The organism is Salinivibrio siamensis, assembly GCF_001996005.1.
In the GTDB taxonomy this organism is placed as follows: Bacteria; Pseudomonadota; Gammaproteobacteria; order Enterobacterales; family Vibrionaceae; genus Salinivibrio; species Salinivibrio siamensis.
The window spans coordinates 90,596-113,156 of the sequence record NZ_MUFB01000008.1; the positions used below are offsets into that span (position 1 = coordinate 90,596).

Genomic DNA, 22,561 nt, shown 5'->3' on the forward strand with positions numbered 1-22,561 from the left:
TGGTGGGACGAGTTGCTCGCGCTCACAAAGATGCGAGTTAACGAGCCAAATCCACACCACGATATGGCAAAGACCTTTCCATTTACATGACATTCCAACCCGGGTCACAGCCTCGGGGGTGAAATCGCGTTTAGATCAAATAAAACAGCAGTTTATATTTTTGACTGTCTAGTTAAGTAGTAGCATTTGCTTACAAAGTTAGTCTGTAGGGTAATTGCCAATGAAGCTGATGTTTAAAACGAAAATACTGCTACTTGCCATCGTGCCACTGATCGCCTCAATGCTGATTATGAGTGCGGTCACGGCCTATAACGAACAGGCGTTAATAGAAGAAAACATTGCCACGTTTCGGGAGAAGTTGGTCAACGAGCGTAAAAAACAACTCAAAGAAGTGACTCAGGTAGCGGAGAATATCGTTAAGCGTCTTAACCCAGGCACCAGTGAGGCTCGCTTGGCTGAGGTGAAAACGGCGCTTACTGATGTGCAGTTTGGCGAGACGGGTTACTTTTTTATTTACAACAAACAGGGGATCAATGTGTTTCACCCTGTTAAACCGGCGCTTGAAGGAAAAAACCTGATTGATTTTACCGATCCTAAAGGCAATAAGGTGATTCAAGGGTTACTCGAGGCGGCACAACGTGGCGATGGCTACTTTAATTTTATGTTTGATAAGCCGGGTACCGATGCGCTGATTGATAAAATCGGCTATGCGGTAATGGTGAATAATGGTCAATGGCTATTAGGTACTGGCGCCTACACCGATGACATTGAGCAAGAGGTTGCTGCCTATCGCACCGACGCAGAGCAAACCCTGGATGCACAAATTTTCCGTTTAACCCTGTTGGGGATAAGCACAGTGATTATCACGGTGTTGCTGGTGAGCTGGTTTGCGCAGCGTATTGGTGAGCCGGTGAAAAACATGCTTGATAAGCTTAATGATATTGCTAGCGGTGAGGGCGATCTCACTCAGCGTTTGCACGTACATGGCTATGATGAAATCGCCCAACTCGGTCATGCCTTTAATCGCTTTGTAGAGAAGCTGCAGCACACCATTCAGCGCGTCGCGCAAGTCACGGCGCAAGTAAACAGCACCGCCTGTGATATGGCTCAGCAAACATCCGCAGTGGCTGAAAAACTACAAACCCATGATAACGAGACCGAGCAAGTGGTCACCGCGGTGACAGAGATGAGCTCTGCTGCGCAAGAAGTGGCACAAAACACGACACAGGTGGCTGATGCCGCCACCTCTGCCACCCAAGATGCGCAAAATGCTCAGGCGCAAGTGCGTGAATCAGAGGCATCGGTCGAGAAGTTGGTAGCGAAAATGAGCGAGTCGAGCGGGCAGGTGGATCAACTTAAAGCTCAGTCGGATAAAATTACCTCGGTACTGTCCGTGATTGGTGAGATTGCTGAGCAAACCAATCTATTGGCGCTGAACGCGGCGATTGAAGCCGCTCGCGCGGGTGAGCAGGGGAGAGGCTTTGCGGTGGTGGCCGATGAAGTGCGCACCTTGGCCAGTCGCACTCAAACCAGTACCCATGAGATCCGTGACATGCTTGATGGTCTACACGTGCATGTGGATAGTGCCGTGAAAACCATTGCCGACAGCGATCAAGAGTGCCAAAGCATGGCAACGATTTCAGCGCAAATTGGCGAGCGAATCACCTCGGTGAGTGCGGCGTTTTCGCAAGTGAACGATATGACCTCGCAAATTGCCAGTGCGGCGTCAGAGCAAACCACGGTCACGGAAGATATTCATCGTAATCTGGTATCGATTCGTGACATTGTCGCTAGCTTATTGAACTCGAGTGAGGCATCGTCACACGCGGCGGAAGAGCTGAGCTCACTGGGTCAAGATCTCGATACCTTGGTGGGGCAATTTAAAGTCGCCTAAGCCAATAGCATGATCACTATTCTCGGCACATGGGATAAAAAGTCATAAAGGACGCTTACCGCAAGCGTCCTTTCGCTTTACAATAGCTATTTTAGCGGTATTATGCTCACGCAAACGTTTGCTTTGAACATATTGTGCGCCATTGAGAGGGTTTCATGCTGCCTGATGTCGAGATTTGTCGTAACACCACACTCGCCCCCATTTCCACCATAGCCAAACAAGTTGGCCTCCTTGACTCAGAGTTTAAAACGCAAGGTAGCTATAAAGCCAAAATCTCTCTCGATTGCTTAAAGCGTCTTGCGCCCAACCCAACCGGAAAGTTAGTCCTGGTCACCGCTATAACTCCCACGCCCTTGGGTGAAGGCAAAACCGTCACCACCATTGGTCTGGCGCAAGGCTTGGCCAAGCTGAATCATTCTGTAACGGCCTGTATTCGTCAGCCTTCGATGGGGCCCGTATTTGGTGTGAAAGGTGGCGCAGCTGGCGGTGGTTATTCGCAAGTGGCTCCGATGGAGGAGCTCAACCTCCACCTGACGGGAGATATTCATGCGGTGACCGCGGCGCATAACTTGGCCGCTGCGGCCATTGATGCGCGAATTTATCACGAGCAACGTCTAGGCTATGACGATTTTGAGGCGCGCAGTGGCTTAAAAGCGTTAAAAATTGACCCAAGTCGCGTGGTGTGGAAGCGGGTGATGGATCATAACGATCGCGCCTTGCGTATGGTGACTGTGGGTAAAAACGAACCGGGTAAAACCATCAACGGCTACGAGCGTGAGGGCGGGTTTGATATCTCGGCTGCCTCTGAGCTAATGGCGATTCTGGCGTTGGCGAGCGATCTTCGCGATCTGCGTCAGCGCATCGGCCGCATAGTATTGGCTTATAGCCATACCGGTGAGCCGATCACCACCGAAGATTTGCAAGTGGCCGGCGCGATGGCGGTCAGTATGAAAGAAGCGATTGAACCCACCTTGATGCAAACTCTAGAAGGCGTGCCGACAATGATTCACGCCGGCCCGTTTGCCAATATTGCTCATGGCAATTCGTCGATTATCGCCGATAATATTGCGCTTAAGTTGGGTGATTATACTGTCACCGAGGGCGGTTTTGGCTCAGACATGGGGTTTGAAAAAGCTTGTAACATCAAAGCGCAAGCATCCGGTAAAGCGCCAGACTGTGCGGTGATTGTGGCGACATTGCGCGGCTTAAAAGCTAACTCGGGTCACTACAACTTACAGCCCGGTCAGTCTATGCCCGACGCGCTCTTTGCGGATGATGATGAAGCATTGGTAGCAGGGTTTGAAAACCTCAAGTGGCATATCAATAACGTGACTCAATATGGTGTGCCGGCGGTAGTGGCGATTAACCGCTTTCCACAAGACAGTGATGCTGAGCTAGCGACACTCAAGGCGATGATTGAAGCGCTGCCCAACAAAGTAAGAGTAGCGATCAGTGAAGGCTTTGCCCAAGGTGGCGAGGGTACGCGTAAACTGGCGGAACAAGTGGTCGCGCAATGTGAAACCAATGCATCATTCTCGCCCTTGTATCATGCCCAGCAAAGCTTGGAAGAAAAACTGATGGCGGTTGCGGAAGTTGGTTATGGCGCGGGAAGCGTGACGTTAAGTGAGACCGCGAAACAGCAACTGCAACAATTTAAAGCGCAAGGGTATAACGGTTTGGCAGTCTGTTTGGCGAAAACGCCGCTGTCTATTTCAACCGATGGTGCGATAAAAGGTGCTCCAAAAGGCTTTGATGTACCGATCCGCGAGTTAAAACTGTGCGCGGGTGCTGGGTTTATCTATGCCTTATGCGGCAACGTGATGACTATGCCCGGTCTACCGGAAAAACCGGCGTTTATGAATCTCGACCTCGATGATGAAGGTAATATTATTGGGTTGAGTTAATGATCCTAACCCTCGTGAGAGCCGCTGTTGTCAGCGGCTTTTTTGTTTGTGCTACATGCGGCCACGCTCGTCATTGTCTTCACGGTCGTGTGATGTGGTATCCTCTCTGACTTCAATTCTCCCACCGACTGTGAGCCTGACTTGAAAAAAATCGCGGTTTTTGTCGACGTTCAAAATATCTACTACACCACACGGCAAGCCTACGGGCGTCAGTTTAACTATCGCCAGTTGTGGCAAACCCTCAATAATATGGGTGAGGTGGTAACTGCGTATGCCTATGCCATTCGCCGCGATGACGATCAGCAAATCAAATTTCAAGATGCCCTGCGCTACATTGGCTTTACCGTCAAGCTAAAACCCTATATTCAACGCGCTGATGGCAGCACCAAAGGGGATTGGGATGTGGGGATTGCCATTGATGTGATGGAAACAGCCCCCGAGGTTGATACCGTGGTGCTGTTATCCGGTGACGGGGATTTTGACTTGCTGATGAACAAAATCCGCGCGCGCTATCACACTGAAGCGGTAGTGCTTGGTGTGCCTTCCCTAACGGCTAATTCCTTGGTGAACAGTGTCGATCGCTTTATTGCGATTGAAGACGATATGTTGTTGTAGGCACGGCGTTTATTTTGCAGTTCTGGGACAGTTTCTGATTTTATTTTGATGTTGAAGTGAGTAAACGATGTACAAATTAATCGCCCTAGATATGGACGGCACCTTGTTAAACAGCGAGAAAGCAATATCTGCTGAGAATAAACAAGCCATTACCCGCGCGCGTGAGAAAGGCGTGACTGTGGTATTGGCGTCTGGTCGGCCGCTTGAGGGCATGCAGCCTAAGCTAGACGAACTGGGAATTGGCTCGGATAAAGACTTTGTGCTGTATTACAACGGCTCAATGGTAAAAAACCTAGGTACTGATGAAGTTATCTTGCAAAAAGGGCTTGACGGCAAAGCCGCCAAAGCGCTGGCTCAGCATGCCGAGGCACTGGGTGCCTTCGTGCATGCATTTAGTACTGAGCACGGTTTGATTACACCAGCACAGAATCCGTATACCGAGATTGAAGGCAAGATCAACGGGCTGGATATTACCGTGATGGATTTCGAGGCCCTAAGCGATGATCATCCGATTATCAAAGTGTTGAWGGTGGCAGAGCCAAGCAAGTTAAACGAAGTGATCAGTGCGTTACCATCCGCGCTACGCGAGGAATTTACGGTCGTGCAAAGTGCGCCTTTCTTCCTCGAGTTTTTAAATCCTGCTAGTAATAAAGGGGCGGGGGTAGCTGCCATTGCAGCGCATCTAGGCATTCAACCTGATGAAGTGATTTGCATGGGCGATGCTGAAAACGATCACGCAATGTTGGAATACGCAGGCCTTGGCATTGCGATGGCGAATGCCATGGAAGCAACCAAGCAAATCGCGGATTACATTACCGAGAGCAATGATGAGCACGGTGTGGCCAAAGCGATTGAAAAGTTTGTGTTAGCAGCGGATAGCGCCGTAGCGTAAAACGAACAAGCATGAACAAATGGGGTGGGTGTTTGTGCCTGCCTCGTTTTATTTCATGATACTGATGGCATCGTTTACTGACGTGGCGTGAGCCTATCTTGCTTTAAAGAACAGATAGCGGTCTTTGCGCAAAACAAAAAAGCCTGCTTTTAAGCAGGCTCTCTGGAAATGGTGCGTCCGGGCAGACTCGAACTGCCGACCCCCGCCATGTCAAGGCGGTACTCTAACCAACTGAGCTACGGACGCAAATTTCAAAATGTGGTGCGTCTGAGTGGACTCGAACCACCGACTTCCACCATGTCAAGGTGACACTCTAACCAACTGAGTTACAGACGCATAATTTAGTGTTTCAAGCAAAGTGGTGCGTCCGAGTGGACTCGAACCACCGACCCCCGCCATGTCAAGGCGATACTCTAACCAGCTGAGCTACGGACGCACAGTGCTTGAAAGCGGGGTGAATAGTAGCGAGTTCATCTGTGTCACGCAAGCGCTTAAGCGCATATTTTTGCGCAGAAACGACTGTTTGGCGATTTGATCGTCAATATGGCGGTATTTTCAGTATTCATCTTGCTTATATCGCTAAGCGATTGCACTGACTTACTGATTTTTGGTGCTTTATTGCCCAAGCTTAACCTCACAGCGCTGGAACAATTGCTGCCAGACATCAGCATGATGCTTAATCGCCGCTTTATACGCCTGATATGCTTCTCCCTCCCAGTAGGCTTTTTTATAATCGTTAAATATATCTGGGGTGTTTAAGCTCGCGAGGCGCGAAAGCGCGGGGGCGAGATCACGATAAAGTCCGTCTACCCGAGCAAGGTATGGCTGCACATCACCCACATAAAACTTGTAAAAGACAGTCTGCAGGCGCTTTAAACGTGTAGTATTGAAATTACCGCCGCAACGCACTGTCTGTTGATGATTAGCGATCAGTTCACTGATTTGGTTAAGCCACGCGGTGTGATAGCTCAAGCTCACAAACAAATCGCCTAAGATGGGTTGTTTCTCGATACTTTCTTGCCAAGTCGTAACAGGCTCTGTGGGCGCTTGGGTTGAGGGTATCAATTGGCTAAACTGCTCAATAGTGTTAACCGCATTACTGTGTGCCGGCAGTTCGATGGGAAGTGTAAAGGCGGGTAAGCTGAGTTGTTTGCGCCAGGCGTCACTATCAATCAGCGTATTCCAGATCACTTTCTCCCGTTGCTGGCGTTTAAGTGTTAGTGCCTGTTTCAATTCAGCTTGAATGCTCGGATCCTTCACTTGCGGCAAACACTGCGCCGCGGTATCGATGAATTTGAGCTCGTAGTCAAGTTGGCGAAAGCGATCCGCGACTTTACCCAAGGATGAATTGCGCTCCGCGATAAGGTTGAATAAGCCACACTGGCGAAGCTCATAGGCATCGAGCACCCCCATTCGCAGTTCATCAAGCGGCTGAACCAGATCGCGTTTACGCGGCAACGCTGGCAGTTCGGGGGAAGTGAAATCGGGGGTGGGTGCATCCAATACATTGCCAAGTCGCTGGTAATAGTCGGCCATCATATCCTTGGCCGGATCATCTGATTGGCAACCTGTTAGTGCTGCTAACGATATCACGAGTATTGCAGTTTGTATTCGGCGCATGATGTCGTTTTTATCCTTTGGCTTTCTAGACTCACTTCCTGATGTTACGCGAGCGATCTGACCCGCGATCGCTCTGCGTAATATTAGTTTATCCGTATTGCTGGGGCTATGTAAGACACTTACCGCTCTGCCATAGCCAGTTGGAACTCAGGAGATTGCTGGCGCATCCAGCGTAAGCGTAGGCCCAACAATACCGCGGCACTGGATAGACCGATAATAATGCCAACCCAAAAACCGTGCGCGCCCATGGCCGGTACCAACCAGTCTGTCATGCCAAGCACATAGCCGAGTGGCAAGCCCAGCCCCCAGTAGGCGATCAGGGTGCGTTGGAAAATGGCGCGCATGTCTTTGTAGCCACGCAGAGCACCGGCAGCAACCACTTGAATCGCATCGGTGATCTGATAGACAGCTGCTAATAACATCAATGATGATGCCAGCGTGGCGACATCGGGATTATCAGAATACAGGGCGATAATTGGGTCGCGTAGCCACACGGTGAGTAAGGCGGTTACCACGGCGGTGCTGACACCCAGCCAAATACCGATTTTGGCGGAATTAGCCGCCCCTTCGGTGGTGCGTTTGCCCAATAGGTGGCCGACACGAATGCTGACCGCTACGCCAAGGCTCATCGGCAACATAAAGATCATGGTGGAGAAGTTGATCGCCACTTGGTGCGCGGCCACGGTGATCGGCCCAAGTGGGGCGATTAAAATAGCAATGGCCGCAAACAGCGTTACCTCGAAGAACAGTGAGGCCGCCACGGGGAAGCCGAGTTTAAATAAGCGGATTTGCTCTTTAATAATCGGCGTGTAGAGCGTTGCAAATAGGTGTAGGCCACTGAGCTTTTTGCTGATCATGACATACACGCCCATCAGTCCCGCCATTAACCAGTAAACCAGCGCGGTGGCAACGCCACATCCCACGCCGCCAAGTTCTGGCGCCCCTAGCTTACCGTAGACAAACATCCAGTTAAGCGGCACATTGGCGGCTAGGCCGATAAAGCCAATCACCATCGCTGGGACGGTCAACGACATCCCCTCGCACAGGTTGCGAATCGCCTGAAAAAGCAAGAAGGCCGGGACGGCCCAAATCACCGCATGCAAGTAACCAATGGTTTTAAGTGTGAGCGCCGCTTCGACATCCATCAAGTCAATAATAAAGCCGGCTTTATACAAGATGAGCCCAATCGGCACGCTTAATAGCAGTGCCATGTATACACCTTGCTGAAATTGAAAGGGGATCTGATTTTCTTTGCCAGCCCCGTTGAGCTGGGCAATCACCGGGACCATCGCCATTAACAAGCCGATGCCAAATAAAATGGCGGGCATCCATATGCTTGAGGCAACCGCCACGGCAGCCATATCTGTGGCACTGTAGCCACCTGCCATTACGGTATCGACAAACCCCATTGAGGTTTGAGCTATTTGGGCAATAAAAACAGGCACACTGAGCCGAATAATGGCTCTTGCTTCATCATGGTATTGCTGCACGTCGGCCTCAATAATTTGTGATTGAACGGAAGGGGAATGGAATCGCGCGCAATTATACGTGCTAGGGGAAGAGAAAGGAAAGCGAAAGCACTATCAATTTCGCACCCACGGCGATGCAAAGTCTTTAGAACAGGCGCGTTGCGGCGGCATCGCGCTTAACGGTTAGAAAATTTGCTCATCATCCGCATCAATAAACAAATGAATGGTTCGATGAGATTCATCGATCTGCATATCGTAATGAATGGCATTGCAGCAGTTTGGGCAGTCTTCATAAAACTCCTGGTTGCCACCACTTAGATCCAATGTGATATCAAAGCGATGACCACAGTGCGGGCAATTTACGATCCGGTCAGTCATATCATCCATGGTTACACACCTTTTTTTGATTCTCTGTACTCAAAATCAGTATAGATGAGGATGCTAAGGGGATAAACGTAGGGGATAATATGATCGATAAACTGGGCTATGCGTCGCGACAAATGGCATATCACCTTGATGCCGGTGAATGCCATTTATATTGCTATCATGATGTCGACGGCTAGAGCGATTCGAGATTATCTGCGCTAAATGCTCGAAGGCTCGCAAGCTTTTGGTCGGCTATCACAAAGCGAGGATCCTCCCACTCATGGGCTGCAGGCACGACAATGGTTTTCATCGAGGCCGCTTTGGCAGCAAGTAGGCCAGTAAATGAATCTTCAAAAGCTACACAGTGATCGGGCTCCACACCCAAGGCATTGGCGGCGTTAAGATAGACCTCTGGGTGAGGTTTGCCGTGTTTAAGTGCACCGGCTGACTCCACGATGGCAAATTGATCACTGAGTCCCAATGCATCCAAAGTAGGATGGATAAGCGTGAGTGGCGACGACGATGCCAAGCCCACTTTTAGTCCTGCTTGATGGCAAATTGCTAACGCGTCTTTAACGCCTGGCATCATCGGCTTTTCGTCTTTCACTAACTCAACCACGCGGTCGACGATTCGCGCCTGCACATCCGCATTGGAGGGACCTTGCCAAGGCTGAGTACGAGCGTAGTATTTGACTATCTCGTCAATTCGAACGCCTGTGGTGTCACGCGTATCTTGTAAACTGATGGAAACACCCAGCTCGCTTAAGACGTCAATTTGTGCACGTTGCCAAAACGGCTCTGAGTCAACCAACAGGCCGTCCATATCAAATATTGCGGCAGATAACATCGCCAACCTCATTCTCAGTTTGTGTGCACCGCATCCTACACCGTGAGTGTGAGTTTTGTCAGCAATTGTTCTGCTTGTGTGAGGTAGGGCCCGCCGAATAAGTTGACATGGTTAAGTACGTGATAAAGGTTGTAAATATCTTTTCGATTTTGATAACCCTCATCTAACGGCCACTCGGCTTGATAGCCGTTGTAAAAGCTTGATGGAAAACCACCAAAGAGCTCTGTCATCGCGATATCGGCTTCTCGATCGCCCCAATAACAGGCAGGGTCAAACACCACCGGACCATTGACCGACAGGCCCATATTGCCAGACCAAAGATCCCCGTGCAGTAACGAAGGTTTGGGCGTGTGGCCGACAAGTTGGGCTTTAACATTCTCGATAATGGTATCGATGTCGCCAAAATGCAGCGAGCGCTCAGCCGCCAATTGCAATTGCCAACCAATGCGTTGTTCGGCAAAAAAACGACACCATTTGCGGTGCCAACAGTTTCTCTGCTCCGTGGTGCCGATGAAATTATCGTCATCGAAGCCGTACTCTGCTTGCTCTCCCCAGCGATGATGACGCGCTAAGTGTTGCCCCAACAAATAAGCCTGCGTGTCATCTATCGGTTTGATGGGCAGGTAGTTGAGCACCAAGACAGCACTGTCTTTCACGGGGCCAATAAAATACACCCGAGGAACATGAATATGGCCGCTCATCGCGAGTTGACGCAACCCTTCCGCCTCGGCTTCAAAGGCGGGGAGTAGTGCACGCTCGTTTACCTTGACGAAAAAGCGCTGATCACCGCCATCGCTAATGCAATAGGCATCATGGATATCGCCACCACTGATAGCCTGTTTTTCGGTGATCTCGAAATCAATCCCGAGTTGTTCGGATAGGTGTAAAGACAGGGCATGCCACATAAGCGACTCCGTTACATCGAGGTAAAGAGGGAAGTAACAGCAACTGGTTATATATTAGCCTATGATGTCGCCCAATATCTGTGGATATGACGACAGTTTAGATAAAAAACGGCTCATAAAGAGCCGTTTAACTGTCAAGTTTGGAACGCGTTACCGATGTTAGGAGACGGATGTCAAACTTGGCAAGATACCGTTTGGCATTAAGCGGTTATAGGTCCCGGTTCTGAGCAGTGCGTTGGCCTTTTCAATATCAGGGGCAAAGTAGCGGTCTTTATCATAAAACGGCACCACGCCACGCAATTCTGCTTTGGCTTGCTCCAGTCGTTCCGAGGTTTTATCGGGCGCGCGAAAGTCAATGCCTTGACTGGCCGATAGCAGTTCGACGGCTAAGATGCCGCGTGTATTGCTGCTCATATCATGCAAGCGACGAGCGGCAAAGGTGGCCATGGAAACATGATCCTCTTGGTTTGCTGAGGTGGGTAGGCTGTCAATTGACGCTGGGTGAGCCAGGGTTTTGTTTTCACTTGCCAACGCGGCAGCAGTGACCTGTGCGATCATAAACCCAGAGTTAACGCCACCGTTGTTAACCAAAAACGCCGGGAGTTTGCTGAGGTTGCTATCGATTAGCAGTGCCATGCGGCGTTCCGATAAGCTGCCAATTTCTGCAATCGCCAATGCCAGGTTATCCGCGGCCATGGCAACGGGCTCAGCGTGGAAATTCCCCCCAGATATGATGTCGCCATCTTCTGGGAACACCAAGGGGTTATCCGACACTGCATTGGCTTCAGTGGTAAGCACGTCGGCTGCTTGGCGAATTTGCTGTAAGCAGGCGCCCATCACCTGTGGCTGGCAGCGCAGTGAGTAAGGGTCTTGCACTTTTTCACAGTTTTGGTGGCTGTCACCAATTTCACTGGTTTCACCCAGTAGATGCCGATAAGCGGCAGCGGCATCCATTTGGGTTTGGTGGCCGCGCACTGCGTGAATGCGTTGATCGAAGGGGCGGCGACTGCCGAGTGCCGCTTCCACTGATAATGCACCACAAACCGTGGCGGCGGCATACAGATCTTCGGCCTCGAACAGACCTTCGAGGGCAAAGGCCGTAGACGCCTGCGTACCATTAAGTAGCGCCAGCCCTTCTTTTGGCCCCAGTGTAATAGGCGATAACCCAGCGATTTTTAACGCGGCTTCACCAGAAATCACTTCGCCTTTATAACGCGCTTGGCCTTCTCCCAATAGTACCGTGCTCATATGAGCCAGCGGGGCAAGATCGCCTGAAGCGCCAACGGAGCCTTTTTTAGGAATACAGGGATACACCTCGCGGTTGACCAATTCTGCCAGTGCTTTGACAACCTCAAAGCGGATCCCTGAATAGCCTCGCGCTAAGCTCGCAATTTTGAGCACCATCATCAAGCGCACGGTGGCATCGTCCATAAACTCACCAATGCCCGCCGCGTGAGACAGTACAATCGAGCGCTGGAGCGTTTCGAGATCGTCAAGCTCAATGCGGGTATTGGCCAATAAGCCAAAGCCCGTATTGATGCCGTAGACCACCCGTCCTTGCTCAAGGACGTTGGTGACAGTGTCGGTGCTGGTTTTCATAGTGGCTTCAATGCCGTCAGCAAACGCCAGTTGAACGGGCTCTCGGCTAACTTGTCGCAGTTGATCCAGGGTGAGCTCACCAGGTTGTAGCGTTAATGTGTACATCTTGCTCTCCTTAGCGCAGCGGTTGGTTAGGTAAGTCCAACAGCGGCAGATCGAGTTGTTCTTCTTTGGCACAATCAATGGCAATGTCATAGCCGGCATCGGCGTGGCGCATGACGCCTGTCGCAGGATCGTTGCGCAGCACGCGTGCCACACGTTGGTGTGCATCGTCGGTACCGTCACACACTATGACAACGCCAGAGTGTTGTGAAAAGCCCATACCAACACCGCCACCATGGTGCAAAGATACCCAGGTGGCCCCTGATGCTGTGTTTAGCATCGCGTTGAGCAATGGCCAATCTGACACCGCATCTGAGCCATCAAGCATGCCTTCGGTTTCACGGTTCGGGCTCGCCACTGAGCCTGAGTCTAAGTGGTCACGGCCAATCACAACGGGCGCTTTGAGTTCGCCATTTTTCACCATTTCGTTAAAGGCAAGGGCCAAGCGGGCACGGTCTTTGACACCCACCCAACAAATACGTGCCGGTAAGCCTTGGAATTGAATGCGCTCTTTGGCCATATCAAGCCAGTTGTGCAGGTGTGGGTCGTCCGGGATCAGCTCTTTGACTTTTTGGTCGGTTTTATAGATATCTTCCGGATCGCCCGACAGGGCCGCCCAGCGGAACGGACCAATTCCTTGGCAGAATAACGGACGAATGTAGGCAGGGACAAATCCTGGGAAATCAAAGGCATTGTTAACCCCCACTTCGAGTGCCATTTGGCGAATGTTATTGCCGTAATCCAAGGTCGCCGCGCCGCGCGTTTGCAAATCAAGCATCGCTTTTACTTGTACGGCCATTGACGCTTTCGCCGCTTTCACGACCTCTGCTTCGCTTTCTTTGCGCTGAGCAGCGGCTTGTTCCATGGTCCAGCCCTGCGGTAGGTAACCGTTAAGGGGATCGTGGGCTGAGGTTTGGTCGGTGACCACATCGGGGGTGATATTGCGCTTCACCAGCTCTGGGAAAATATCAGCCGCATTGGCCAGTAACCCAATGGAAACGGGCTTACCAGCTTGATTGGCTTGCTCAATCATCTCTAGGGCTTCGTCAAGCGAGGTGGCTTTACGATCGACATAGCCGGTGCGCAAGCGATAATCGATGCGGCTTTCATCACACTCAACCGCAATCATTGAAAAGCCAGCCATGGTGGCTGCTAGCGGCTGTGCGCCGCCCATGCCACCTAGACCACCGGTCAAGATCCAACGTCCCTTGGCTTCACCATCGAAATGCTTCTTAGCGACGGCAACAAAGGTTTCGTAAGTGCCTTGAACAATGCCCTGAGAGCCGATATAAATCCAGCTCCCCGCGGTCATTTGGCCATACATCATTAACCCTTGCTTATCGAGCTCATTGAAATGTTCCCAGTTTGCCCAGTGCGGCACCAAGTTTGAGTTGGCAATAAGCACACGGGGTGCATCTTTGTGGGTCGGGAATACCCCGACAGGCTTACCGGATTGCACCAACAAGGTTTGGTCGTCATCAAGACGTTTAAGCACCTCGACAATTTTATCGAAACATTGCCAATTACGGGCGGCCCGACCAATACCTCCGTAGACAACTAAGCCATTAGGGTGTTCGGCCACGTCTGGATGTAGGTTATTCATTAGCATGCGAAGGGGGGCTTCGGTTAGCCAGCTTTTAGTATTTAGCTCTGGCCCGGTTGGGGCTTTAACCGTGCGTGAATCAAAACGTGGATCCGTCATGGTTACTCTCCTTGTTGGTGAATATGGTGCGATGCGGCGTGTAGCATGGTCCAAGCCATGCGAGCTGCTAATCGACTGGTTTGCTGGTCGCGATCGTAGTGAGGATTAACTTCAGTGATGTCGCACACGGGAACACGAACGCGCTGCCGGTCGGCTTCACTAAAAATGGATTGAATCAGTGGTTCAATGACTTGCACTGGGACGCCGATTGTCGCTGGTGCGCTCACACCTGGCGCGGCACTGGCGGGAAAAACATCCATATCGAGCGTGAGGTATAAGTAATCACATCCTTGGATGAATTCGCTTAATTTCGCTTTGAGTGCCGGTAGCGCAGCCACCTGCATGTCGGTATCTTCTTCTACCCAGCAACCAAGTTGTGCGGCTTTATCAAAGAGTGCCTGGGTGTTGCTGGTTCGGCTTACGCCTAGGCAGGCATAGTGAAATGGCCAGCCTTTTTGCTGACAAAGCTGGGCGATTTGCGCAAAGGGTGTCCCTGAGCTACCGGCTTCGCTGATCCCTTGTGGCGTGCGCAAGTCAAAGTGCGCATCAAAATTAATGATACCGATTGTTGGTGCGTGTGTTGGTGACGTGTGGCGAGAAACATAACTGGATAAGCCTTGAAAGCTTGCCCACGCCGTTTCGTGCCCGCCCCCCAGCACCAAGACATTATGCTGTGATAGTGTTTGGTGAATGTGTTGACTTAGCCCTTGCTGTGCAAGGACGAGGTCGGTGTCATCACAGACAATGTTGCCGCCATCATAGAGGGCAGGGGCGTTGTGCCAAGCTAAATTCGCCAATGCCTGCCGGATTGTATCCGGTGCCAGAGCTGCCCCCTGACGACCTTTGTTACGAGCGACACCTTCATCACAAGCAAAGCCGTAGATCACCACGCCGCCTTGTTCACACGACGGCGTGTACGAGGTAACCGTTTGGTGCAAGCGCAGTCCGCGCTCGCCGTCCTCTGGGTCAACGCGCCCTTGCCACACACTCATGTCTGCAGGTAGATGTTTCATCCTCGTACCCCTTGATTGTCGTACCATGTTCCGCCAACGATGCGCCCGGCAAGTGGCGCGGTGCCCACCATGTAGCTAAGCTCAGCCGGTGAGTCGCAGTGCCAAACAGCAAAGTCCGCGTCAAAGCCAGGTGCTATTTGGCCTTTTTGGCTCAACCCCATCGCTTGCGCGGCATGGCGGGTTACGCCGTAAAGGTTCTCTTTGGGCGTCAAGCTAAAAAAGGTGGAGGCCATATTCATCATCAGGGTTAAAGACGCAAACGGTGATGTGCCCGGATTAAAATCGGTGGCGATCGCCATTGGCACATGATGATCACGGAGTGCTTGAATAGGTGGTTTCTGGGTTTCTCTCAAAAAGTAAAACGCGCCAGGAAGCAAGGTCGCAACCGTGCTGAACGCGGCCAAAAGCTGAGCATCAGCTTCTGACAAGTATTCAATATGATCAACGGACAAGGCGCCTGCCTTTGCGGCTGCCACACTACCGCCAAGGTCACTGAGCTGCTCGGTGTGGGCTTTAATGTTTAAGCCATAGGCATTGGCCGCGGCATAGACCTTTTCTGCTTGGTCGACGCTAAAGGCTATTTTTTCACAAAAGACGTCTACGGCGTCAGCCAGTTGCTGTTCTGCCGCGGCGGGGATCACCGAGTGACAAACATAATCAATATAATGGTCGGCATCGTGTTGATACTCAGGCGGTAATGCATGCGCCGCTAACAAAGTCGTTGAGATATTGATAGGCAAGTGCTGTTCAATGGCTCTTGCTACACGCAACATTTTGAGCTCGTCTTCGAGGGTAAGCCCATAGCCTGATTTGATTTCGATTGTTGTGACACCGTCACGCATTAACGCCTCTGCCCGAGGGRGAGCAAGCGCCAGTAATGTCTCTTCGCTGGCCGCACGGGTAGCATTCACGGTCGATAAAATCCCCCCACCTTGTTTTGCAATGGTTTGATAGGGCACACCGTTGAGGCGCTGCTCGAATTCACCGGCGCGGTTACCTGCAAACACGAGGTGGGTATGACTGTCGATCAGTCCCGGGGTGACGAGACACCCTTTTAACGACTGCGTAGGCCAATCGAGCTGCTTGGCTTGCTGTCCTACCGCAACAATTTTGCCGTTCTCGACGGCGATCGCTGTATTGGGTTGGCACTGGTAGCCGGTACTGTCACGAATATCGCTCGCCATACTGACCACATTTGCGTCGGTAAATACTTTCTTCATGGCGAATACCTTACTGCTTCATAAATGTCTATACAAATGTATAGACAAATAAGGGCGCGAGCACAAGAGGGGTTGTAAAGGTTTTGTGATCGGCTCGATCGTTTTGGCGAGATTAGAGAGATTAATGGCGCGGAAAGCGAACCGTTAGTCGTAAGCGCCGTTTTCAAAATCCGTGATCAGTTCATCGTAGCGTCCGGATTGATGCAAGCGCTCTAGCCCTTGATTGAACGCGGAGATGTACTCATCCGTCTGTTCGATTTCTCGACTGATCAGTACATGCAATGAGGTGACACGAAAAGGGCGTGAATGACGAACGATGTTACCACGCGCTTGTTCGTCGAAATGCTTTCTGAGTATTCGCTCGGCAATGAGGCGGTTACTGATGACAATATCGACCCGGCCTCCAATGAGGGCACGAAAGTTTTGTAGTTCGGTGGTCGTGGCTTGATAGTTAATTTGCAATCCGCGTTTTTGCATTTGCTGCAGCATGTATTCGTCAAGGTAACCACGGTTAACACCAAGCTTTATACCTTCCAGATCTGCTTCTTCTTGCCAGTCAAATGCATAGTGCTTTCGGTGATAAAGGTAAACATGCTCAGGAAARATGGGCGCCGAGTAGGCAAAGTATTTCTCACGTTCCTCTGTGTAGCCCCAAGCCACAGAGCCATCCCAGTAGCCACTTTTTGCCATCACATAGGCGCGTTTCCACGGGAAAAAACCATAGTGAACGCGATAACCACTTAGCGCCGCCGCTTCTTCAACAATATGACTGATAAGGCCTCTGTGTTTGATTTTCACTGACATTAGCGGGGCGAATTCACCGCTAGTAAGGCGGATGATTTTGTCTGTGGCGCCAGCGGTGGGAGTGATCAGCATCAAAACGATCACGATGAATAGACAATGGCGGCTGAATAGCGTTAACACACGCGCAAACATCTCTTTACCCCGATACACGACCTTTCAACAAGCATAGCCTACCGACGCAGGTCGGCTATCTGTCTGTACGTGATGTTAGCTTATAACGTGAACCAGGATGGTAGAGTAATGCGGCGCTGACCAGCGTTTGCTGACTCCAGGTGCGGCGGTGGAGTAAAAGGCAGGGCTCATCAGACTTCATCGCCAATGCCTCTTTGACTGCTGATGATGGGTTAATCGCTTCGACACTATGCTCAATGGTGTTAACTGGGCACACTGAAGACAAGTACTCATTGGGGGTGGTCTGGTTGAAGTCTTGTTCCAGATAGGCAGGCGCAAGCGCCGGGTTCACCCAGCGCTGCTCGAGCTGGAGCGGTATCTCATCACCGTAGTGGACAATTTCGCTGTAGTAGACGTCGGTGCCTAACATCACACCCAAGCGCATTGCCACATCAACGGGCGCAGAGAGGCGTTTCAATGCATGGATGACGCTGTGGTAGTGCTGACCGCGTGCAGTGACTTCATCGGCAATATTGCGAATGTCCATCAACGGTGATTCCGCTTTGGGTTCAGTGACAAACGTCCCTAGCCGCGGCGTGCGTTCGAGTAGCCCATCAGTCACCAAGTCACGAACCGCCTTATTGACCGTCATCCGGCTAACGTTGAATAGATCGCACAGCTCGTATTCAGTGGGGATACGCGTACCAACCGGCCAAACCCGTGTCTCAATTTTTTCTTCAATGTAGGCTTTGATTTGTTGATAACGAGGCGCGTTGGCCATACGGTTTCCTTGTCAAAATTGTGTATACAAATCAGCATTGATGAAGTCTCGCGTAAAATCAAGTGAATGATAGAAAACTTGATTGTTTATCACGCTGATTCTCGCGCAGAAATTATTGTTGGGATGACTTGCATCACAAATGCGGGATCTTCATAATCGTCATCCTACTCGCACTGTGCGGTTACTTACTAATCGCCAAAATACACTTCATGTGCCACTTGGTGTGTGGCACCACTGAGAAGGATTGTTATCAATGCCTCTAATTACTCTCCCTGACGGCAGTCAGCGTGCTTTTGACCATCCGGTTTCTACTTACGATGTCGCCAACGATATTGGTCCAGGCCTTGCTAAAGCTTGCATTGCCGGCCGTGTAAATGGTGAACGTGTTGACGCGTGTGATCTTATCGAGCAAGACGCCCAACTGGAAATCATCACTGCGAAAGACGAAGACGGGTTAGAAATTATTCGCCACTCATGTGCGCATCTTTTAGGTCATGCGATTAAGCAGCTTTTCCCTGACACTAAGATGGCGATTGGCCCAACCATCGACAACGGTTTCTATTACGACATAGACATGGATCGCTCGCTCACCCAGGATGACCTGGACGCCATTGAAAAGCGTATGAAAGAGTTGGCGAAAACTAAATATCAAGTCGTGAAGAAAAACGTGAGCTGGCAAGAGGCGCGCGACACGTTTGAAGCGCGTGGTGAGTCATACAAGATAGAAATCTTGGATGAGAATGTATCACGTGACGACCGTCCGGGCTTGTACCACCACGAAGAATACATTGATATGTGTCGTGGCCCACACGTGCCAAACATGAGCTTTTGTCAGAACTTCAAAGTCCTGAATGTGGCTGGCGCTTACTGGCGTGGGAATAGCGACAACAAAATGCTACAGCGTATCTACGGCACAGCATTTGCGGATAAAAAACAACTTAAAGCACACTTGGTGCGCTTGGAAGAGGCTGCCAAACGTGACCATCGTAAACTGGGTAAGCAACTTGACCTGTATCATATGCAGCAAGAAGCGCCGGGTATGGTCTTCTGGCATCACAATGGCTGGACGATTTTCCGTGAGCTAGAGCAGTTTATTCGTGACAAACTGGCTGAGTATGATTACCAGGAAGTCAAAGGGCCGCTCATTATGGATCGCGTGCTTTGGGAGCGCTCAGGCCATTGGGACAAGTATGCGGATTACATGTTCACGACGAATTCTGAGAATCGTGAATACGCACTCAAGCCAATGAACTGCCCCGGTCATGTCCAGATCTTTAACCAAGGCCTTAAGTCGTACCGTGACCTGCCGTTACGTATGGCTGAGTTCGGCAGTTGTCACCGTAACGAACCATCAGGCGCATTGCATGGTCTGATGCGTGTTCGTGGCTTTACCCAAGATGACGCGCACATTTTCTGTACCCCAGAACAGGTGCAGCAAGAAGTCAGTGCGTGTATCGAGATGGTCTATGAGACCTATCAGACCTTTGGCTTTAACAACATTGAAGTCAAGCTGTCGACACGCCCTGAAACACGTGTTGGTTCCGATGAAATGTGGGACAAAGCCGAGCAAGCCTTGAATGAAGCGTTAACGGCAATGGACATTCCGTTTGAAATTCAAGAAGGTGAGGGCGCATTCTACGGACCTAAGATTGAATTTACCTTGCATGATTGTCTCGATCGTGCATGGCAATGTGGTACAGTGCAGCTTGACTTTGCGTTGCCCGAGCGCCTAAGCGCGACCTATGTAGGGGAAGATAATGAGCGGCACACACCGGTCATGATCCACCGTGCTATCTTGGGCTCACTAGAACGTTTCATCGGTATTCTTATCGAAGAATACGCGGGACACTTCCCCGCGTGGTTATCACCACAACAAGCCGTTGTGATGAATATCACGGATAAACAAGCAGATTACGCGCAAGAGATTGCGAAAAAACTGCAAAAAGCTGGATTTAGAGCCTCTGCGGACTTGAGAAACGAGAARATTGGCTTTAAAATCCGCGAACACACTTTGAAGCGTGTTCCGTATATGTTGGTTTGTGGTGACCAGGAAATGGAAGCTGGCGAAGTCGCAATACGGACCCGTAAAGGTAAAGATTTGGGTAAAATGAAGATTGATGACTTCTTAGCGCAGTTGCAGCAAGAAGTGCAAGATCGAACACTCAATATTGTGGAGGAATAAGGTATTAAAGGCGCAAGAAAAGCCCCGGCAAAGAAGAACGCTCATCGTCTAAACAACGAAATTCGTGGTGTTAAGGAAGTACGTCTGACTGACGCCGACGGTGAACAAGTGGGTATTGTCCCATTTGATGAAGCACTCGCCAAAGCAGAAGAGGCGACTCTTGACTTGGTAGAGATCAGTCCGAACGCTGAGCCGCCGGTTTGTCGTATTATGGATTACGGCAAATTCCTTTACGAGAAGAGTAAAGCTGCGAAAGAGCAGAAGAAAAAACAAAAGACTATTCAGGTTAAGGAAGTCAAATTCCGTCCTGGCACAGATGTAGGCGACTACCAGGTAAAACTACGCAACCTGGTTCGCTTCATTGAAGAGGGCAATAAGGTCAAGGTCACTATCCGATTCCGCGGTCGCGAAATGGCGCACCAAAGCATCGGTGTTGACGTGCTGAACCGCTTGAAAGAAGACACTGCTGAAATTGCTTCAGTAGAAAGCTTCCCTTCACGCATCGAAGGCCGTCAGATGATCATGGTTCTGGCCCCAAAGAAGAAGTAATTCTGGCTTCCAAGTAACATGCGGCTGCGCCCGTTGGGTGCAGCCGCTTTGTTCGCCAAATTGCTATGTTATTAATACAATGCGGAGTTATTCATCATGTCTAAGATGAAATCCAACAAAGGTGCTGCTAAGCGTTTCAAAAAAACAGCTGGTGGCTTCAAGTACAAGCGTGCAACCAAGCGTCATATCCTGACTAAACGTACTACTAAGAACAAGCGTCAGCTTCGTCCAAATGCGGTTCTTCCTGCGTGCGAAAACGCGCAAGTAGCTCGCATGCTGCCATACGCATAAGTTTTTAGTTTTATTATTTAGTTTAGGAGAGAGACAATGGCTCGCGTAAAACGTGGTGTACAAGCTCGTGCACGTCACAAGAGTGTAATGAAGCAAGCGAAAGGTTACTATGGTGCGCGTTCACGCGTATACCGCGTAGCTTTTCAGGCGGTAACGAAAGCTGGTCAATATGCTTACCGTGACCGTCGCAACAAGAAACGCCAATTCCGTCAACTGTGGATCGCACGTATCAACGCTGCGGCTCGCCAAAACGGTATGTCATACAGCCGTCTGATTAACGGTCTTAAAAAGGCATCTATCGAAATCGATCGTAAGATCCTTGCCGATATCGCGGTATATGACAAAGCAGCATTCTCTGTGCTGGTAGAAAAAGCGAAAGCTTCACTGTAATTTTTACAGTAAAGAATTGCTGAGAAAGGAGAGCTTCGGCTCTCCTTTTTTATTATTTACCCCTGCCTAAGTAATTTAGTTCTGAGCATACAAAAGTGTGCACTGCTAACGCCTACCCATTACTCGTATCATGATATAGTGTCTGAAAATACCATTAGGGACATAACGATGAACCAATACGTCTTCTTTTGTCAGCCTAACCACTGTGACCAGTTTACTTACTTGGTCAAGGAAGCCCCCAGCTACCTTGTTGAAAAAGGCACATTGTTAGAGCAGGGAATGATCATTGAAGGGGATGTGATTGTTGCTGATTGTGCGGAGACCGCGATTGAAAAATTTCGTCAGATTAATCTCAATGCGATTGAAGATTACATACAGCACGATCCTACCGTTGGCTTTACGACCTTTATTATGGAAATGTATCATTCGCTGCGTCGTCGTCTTGGAGCTAAATGATGATTGTCGATATCTATCAAGTTGATGCCTTTAGCGCGTCATTGTTTCAGGGTAATCCGGCAGGGGTGTGTATCTCGGCGTCCATGTTGGATGAAGCAACCATGTTGGCCATTGCCGAGGAAATGGCGGTCTCTGAAACCGCATTTCTTGCCTTAGATACCATGTCCTTACGCTGGTTTACACCGAAAGTTGAAGTCGCACTCTGCGGTCATGGCACACTCGCCACAGCTCATATTTTAGCTGAGCGTGGTGACGTCAAAATAGGTGACAATGTCACTTTTTATACGCAGTCTGGGCCTCTTGATGTGACGATTCAACGCGAGGGTATAGCCATGGCCTTTCCTGTTCCTGAGCTGACAGAAATAACGCCAAATCCATCGCGGCTAGAAGGTTTAGGTTTACGTGGCTCTGATATCCGCACGAGTTATTCTTTTGGCGAAAAAGAGCTATTGGTGGTTGATTCTGAAGACGCTGTAAAAGCGCTGTCTCCTGATTTTGCCGCGTTAAATACGCACCCTGGACGTGGCGTGGTGGTGACTGCGGCAAGCTCTGATAATACGGTCGATATTGTCTCTCGCTACTTCGCCCCTTGGGTGGGGGTGAATGAAGATCCTGTGACGGGTTCGGCGCATTGCGCGTTGGCAGTGTATTGGTCACAAGCGTTGAGTAAAAAGCAGCTTATCGGTTATCAAGCATCCGCACGCGGTGGGTGTATCAAGATGACGCTTAGTGAAGACCATGTGTTGCTACAAGGCCAAGCAGTAACCGTATTTAGCGGAAAGCTGGATTTAAGTAAGACCTAGCAATAATCAGCGCAACTAAAAAAAGAGGCCAAACGGCCTCTTTTTC

General features: G+C 50.3%; 21 protein-coding genes and 3 tRNA genes. 10 read left to right on the forward strand and 14 right to left on the reverse strand.

Features of this window, described 5'->3' with window-relative positions; all coding sequences use genetic code 11:
- The first annotated feature begins 229 nt into the window (after positions 1–229).
- The 4 genes from BZG73_RS06105 to BZG73_RS06120 all read left to right on the forward strand — a co-directional run bounded on the left by BZG73_RS06105 (position 230) and on the right by BZG73_RS06120 (position 5,305).
- Entirely contained in the window at positions 230–1,894 is a 1,665-nt protein-coding gene (locus BZG73_RS06105) for a methyl-accepting chemotaxis protein (protein ID WP_197075719.1), read from the forward strand.
- Positions 1,895–2,049: 155 nt separating this feature from the next.
- Positions 2,050–3,798 (forward strand): formate--tetrahydrofolate ligase, encoded by a 1,749-nt coding sequence (locus BZG73_RS06110; protein ID WP_077667837.1) that lies wholly within the window; start codon positions 2,050–2,052, stop codon positions 3,796–3,798.
- 141 nt (positions 3,799–3,939) lie between these two features.
- Entirely contained in the window at positions 3,940–4,413 is a 474-nt protein-coding gene (locus BZG73_RS06115) for an NYN domain-containing protein (RefSeq protein ID WP_077667838.1), read from the forward strand.
- A gap of 67 nt (positions 4,414–4,480) precedes the next feature.
- Positions 4,481–5,305 (forward strand): Cof-type HAD-IIB family hydrolase, encoded by an 825-nt coding sequence (locus tag BZG73_RS06120; protein WP_077667839.1) that lies wholly within the window; start codon positions 4,481–4,483, stop codon positions 5,303–5,305.
- A gap of 169 nt (positions 5,306–5,474) precedes the next feature.
- Here the strand turns inward: BZG73_RS06120 and BZG73_RS06125 are convergent.
- From BZG73_RS06125 to hutC, 14 genes are all read right to left on the reverse strand, one after another.
- Positions 5,475–5,551, reverse strand: a tRNA-Val gene (locus BZG73_RS06125).
- 13 nt (positions 5,552–5,564) lie between these two features.
- Positions 5,565–5,641: transfer RNA gene (locus tag BZG73_RS06130), tRNA-Val, on the reverse strand.
- A 23-nt stretch (positions 5,642–5,664) separates the two neighbouring features.
- Positions 5,665–5,741 (reverse strand) — tRNA-Val (locus BZG73_RS06135).
- A 179-nt stretch (positions 5,742–5,920) separates the two neighbouring features.
- A complete protein-coding gene (locus BZG73_RS06140) occupies positions 5,921–6,925 on the reverse strand; it encodes a DUF3080 domain-containing protein (protein WP_077667840.1) in 1,005 nt (334 codons plus the stop codon).
- A 119-nt stretch (positions 6,926–7,044) separates the two neighbouring features.
- Entirely contained in the window at positions 7,045–8,415 is a 1,371-nt protein-coding gene (locus BZG73_RS06145) for an MATE family efflux transporter (RefSeq protein ID WP_046073271.1), read from the reverse strand.
- Between the two features lie 162 nt (positions 8,416–8,577).
- Positions 8,578–8,781: a CPXCG motif-containing cysteine-rich protein gene (locus BZG73_RS06150; RefSeq protein ID WP_046073270.1), complete on the reverse strand. Its 204-nt coding sequence runs from the start codon at positions 8,779–8,781 to the stop codon at positions 8,578–8,580.
- A 172-nt stretch (positions 8,782–8,953) separates the two neighbouring features.
- On the reverse strand, positions 8,954–9,607 hold the full coding sequence (gene hxpB / locus BZG73_RS06155) for a hexitol phosphatase HxpB (RefSeq protein WP_046073269.1): 654 nt from the start codon (positions 9,605–9,607) through the stop codon (positions 8,954–8,956).
- Between the two features lie 35 nt (positions 9,608–9,642).
- Positions 9,643–10,512, reverse strand: a complete 870-nt coding sequence (locus tag BZG73_RS06160; RefSeq protein WP_077667841.1) for a fructosamine kinase family protein — start codon at positions 10,510–10,512, stop codon at positions 9,643–9,645.
- A 159-nt stretch (positions 10,513–10,671) separates the two neighbouring features.
- Positions 10,672–12,216 (reverse strand): histidine ammonia-lyase, encoded by a 1,545-nt coding sequence (gene hutH, locus BZG73_RS06165; protein WP_077667842.1) that lies wholly within the window; start codon positions 12,214–12,216, stop codon positions 10,672–10,674.
- Between the two features lie 10 nt (positions 12,217–12,226).
- The gene (gene hutU, locus BZG73_RS06170) at positions 12,227–13,915 is read right to left on the reverse strand and encodes a urocanate hydratase (protein ID WP_046073266.1); all 1,689 of its coding nucleotides are present in this window, start codon (positions 13,913–13,915) and stop codon (positions 12,227–12,229) included.
- A 2-nt stretch (positions 13,916–13,917) separates the two neighbouring features.
- Positions 13,918–14,928: a formimidoylglutamase gene (gene hutG, locus BZG73_RS06175; protein ID WP_077667843.1), complete on the reverse strand. Its 1,011-nt coding sequence runs from the start codon at positions 14,926–14,928 to the stop codon at positions 13,918–13,920.
- Positions 14,925–16,148 carry an imidazolonepropionase gene (gene hutI, locus BZG73_RS06180; protein ID WP_077667844.1) on the reverse strand — a complete coding sequence of 408 codons (1,224 nt, stop codon included), beginning with the start codon at positions 16,146–16,148 and terminating at the stop codon, positions 14,925–14,927. The genes hutG and hutI overlap by 4 nt, the downstream gene beginning before the upstream one ends.
- A 144-nt stretch (positions 16,149–16,292) precedes the next feature.
- The gene (locus BZG73_RS06185; protein ID WP_077667845.1) at positions 16,293–17,084 is read right to left on the reverse strand and encodes a substrate-binding periplasmic protein; all 792 of its coding nucleotides are present in this window, start codon (positions 17,082–17,084) and stop codon (positions 16,293–16,295) included.
- 55 nt (positions 17,085–17,139) lie between these two features.
- Positions 17,140–17,844 (reverse strand): histidine utilization repressor, encoded by a 705-nt coding sequence (gene hutC / locus BZG73_RS06190; protein ID WP_077667846.1) that lies wholly within the window; start codon positions 17,842–17,844, stop codon positions 17,140–17,142.
- 253 nt (positions 17,845–18,097) lie between these two features.
- Between hutC and thrS the strand changes: the two genes are divergently transcribed.
- From thrS to BZG73_RS06220, 6 genes are all read left to right on the forward strand, one after another.
- A complete protein-coding gene (gene thrS / locus BZG73_RS06195; protein ID WP_046073261.1) occupies positions 18,098–20,026 on the forward strand; it encodes a threonine--tRNA ligase in 1,929 nt (642 codons plus the stop codon).
- Between the two features lie 3 nt (positions 20,027–20,029).
- Positions 20,030–20,575, forward strand: a complete 546-nt coding sequence (infC, locus tag BZG73_RS06200; RefSeq protein ID WP_077459463.1) for a translation initiation factor IF-3 — start codon at positions 20,030–20,032, stop codon at positions 20,573–20,575.
- Between the two features lie 96 nt (positions 20,576–20,671).
- Positions 20,672–20,866, forward strand: a complete 195-nt coding sequence (rpmI, locus tag BZG73_RS06205; RefSeq protein WP_025673304.1) for a 50S ribosomal protein L35 — start codon at positions 20,672–20,674, stop codon at positions 20,864–20,866.
- Between the two features lie 36 nt (positions 20,867–20,902).
- Positions 20,903–21,256, forward strand: coding sequence for a 50S ribosomal protein L20 (gene rplT, locus BZG73_RS06210; protein ID WP_025673305.1), 354 nt, complete (start codon positions 20,903–20,905; stop codon positions 21,254–21,256).
- Between the two features lie 168 nt (positions 21,257–21,424).
- Positions 21,425–21,712, forward strand: coding sequence for a hypothetical protein (locus tag BZG73_RS06215; RefSeq protein ID WP_046073259.1), 288 nt, complete (start codon positions 21,425–21,427; stop codon positions 21,710–21,712).
- On the forward strand, positions 21,712–22,515 hold the full coding sequence (locus BZG73_RS06220; protein WP_077667856.1) for a PhzF family phenazine biosynthesis protein: 804 nt from the start codon (positions 21,712–21,714) through the stop codon (positions 22,513–22,515). Before BZG73_RS06215 ends, BZG73_RS06220 begins: the two co-directional genes overlap by 1 nt.
- Positions 22,516–22,561: the final 46 nt, after the last annotated feature.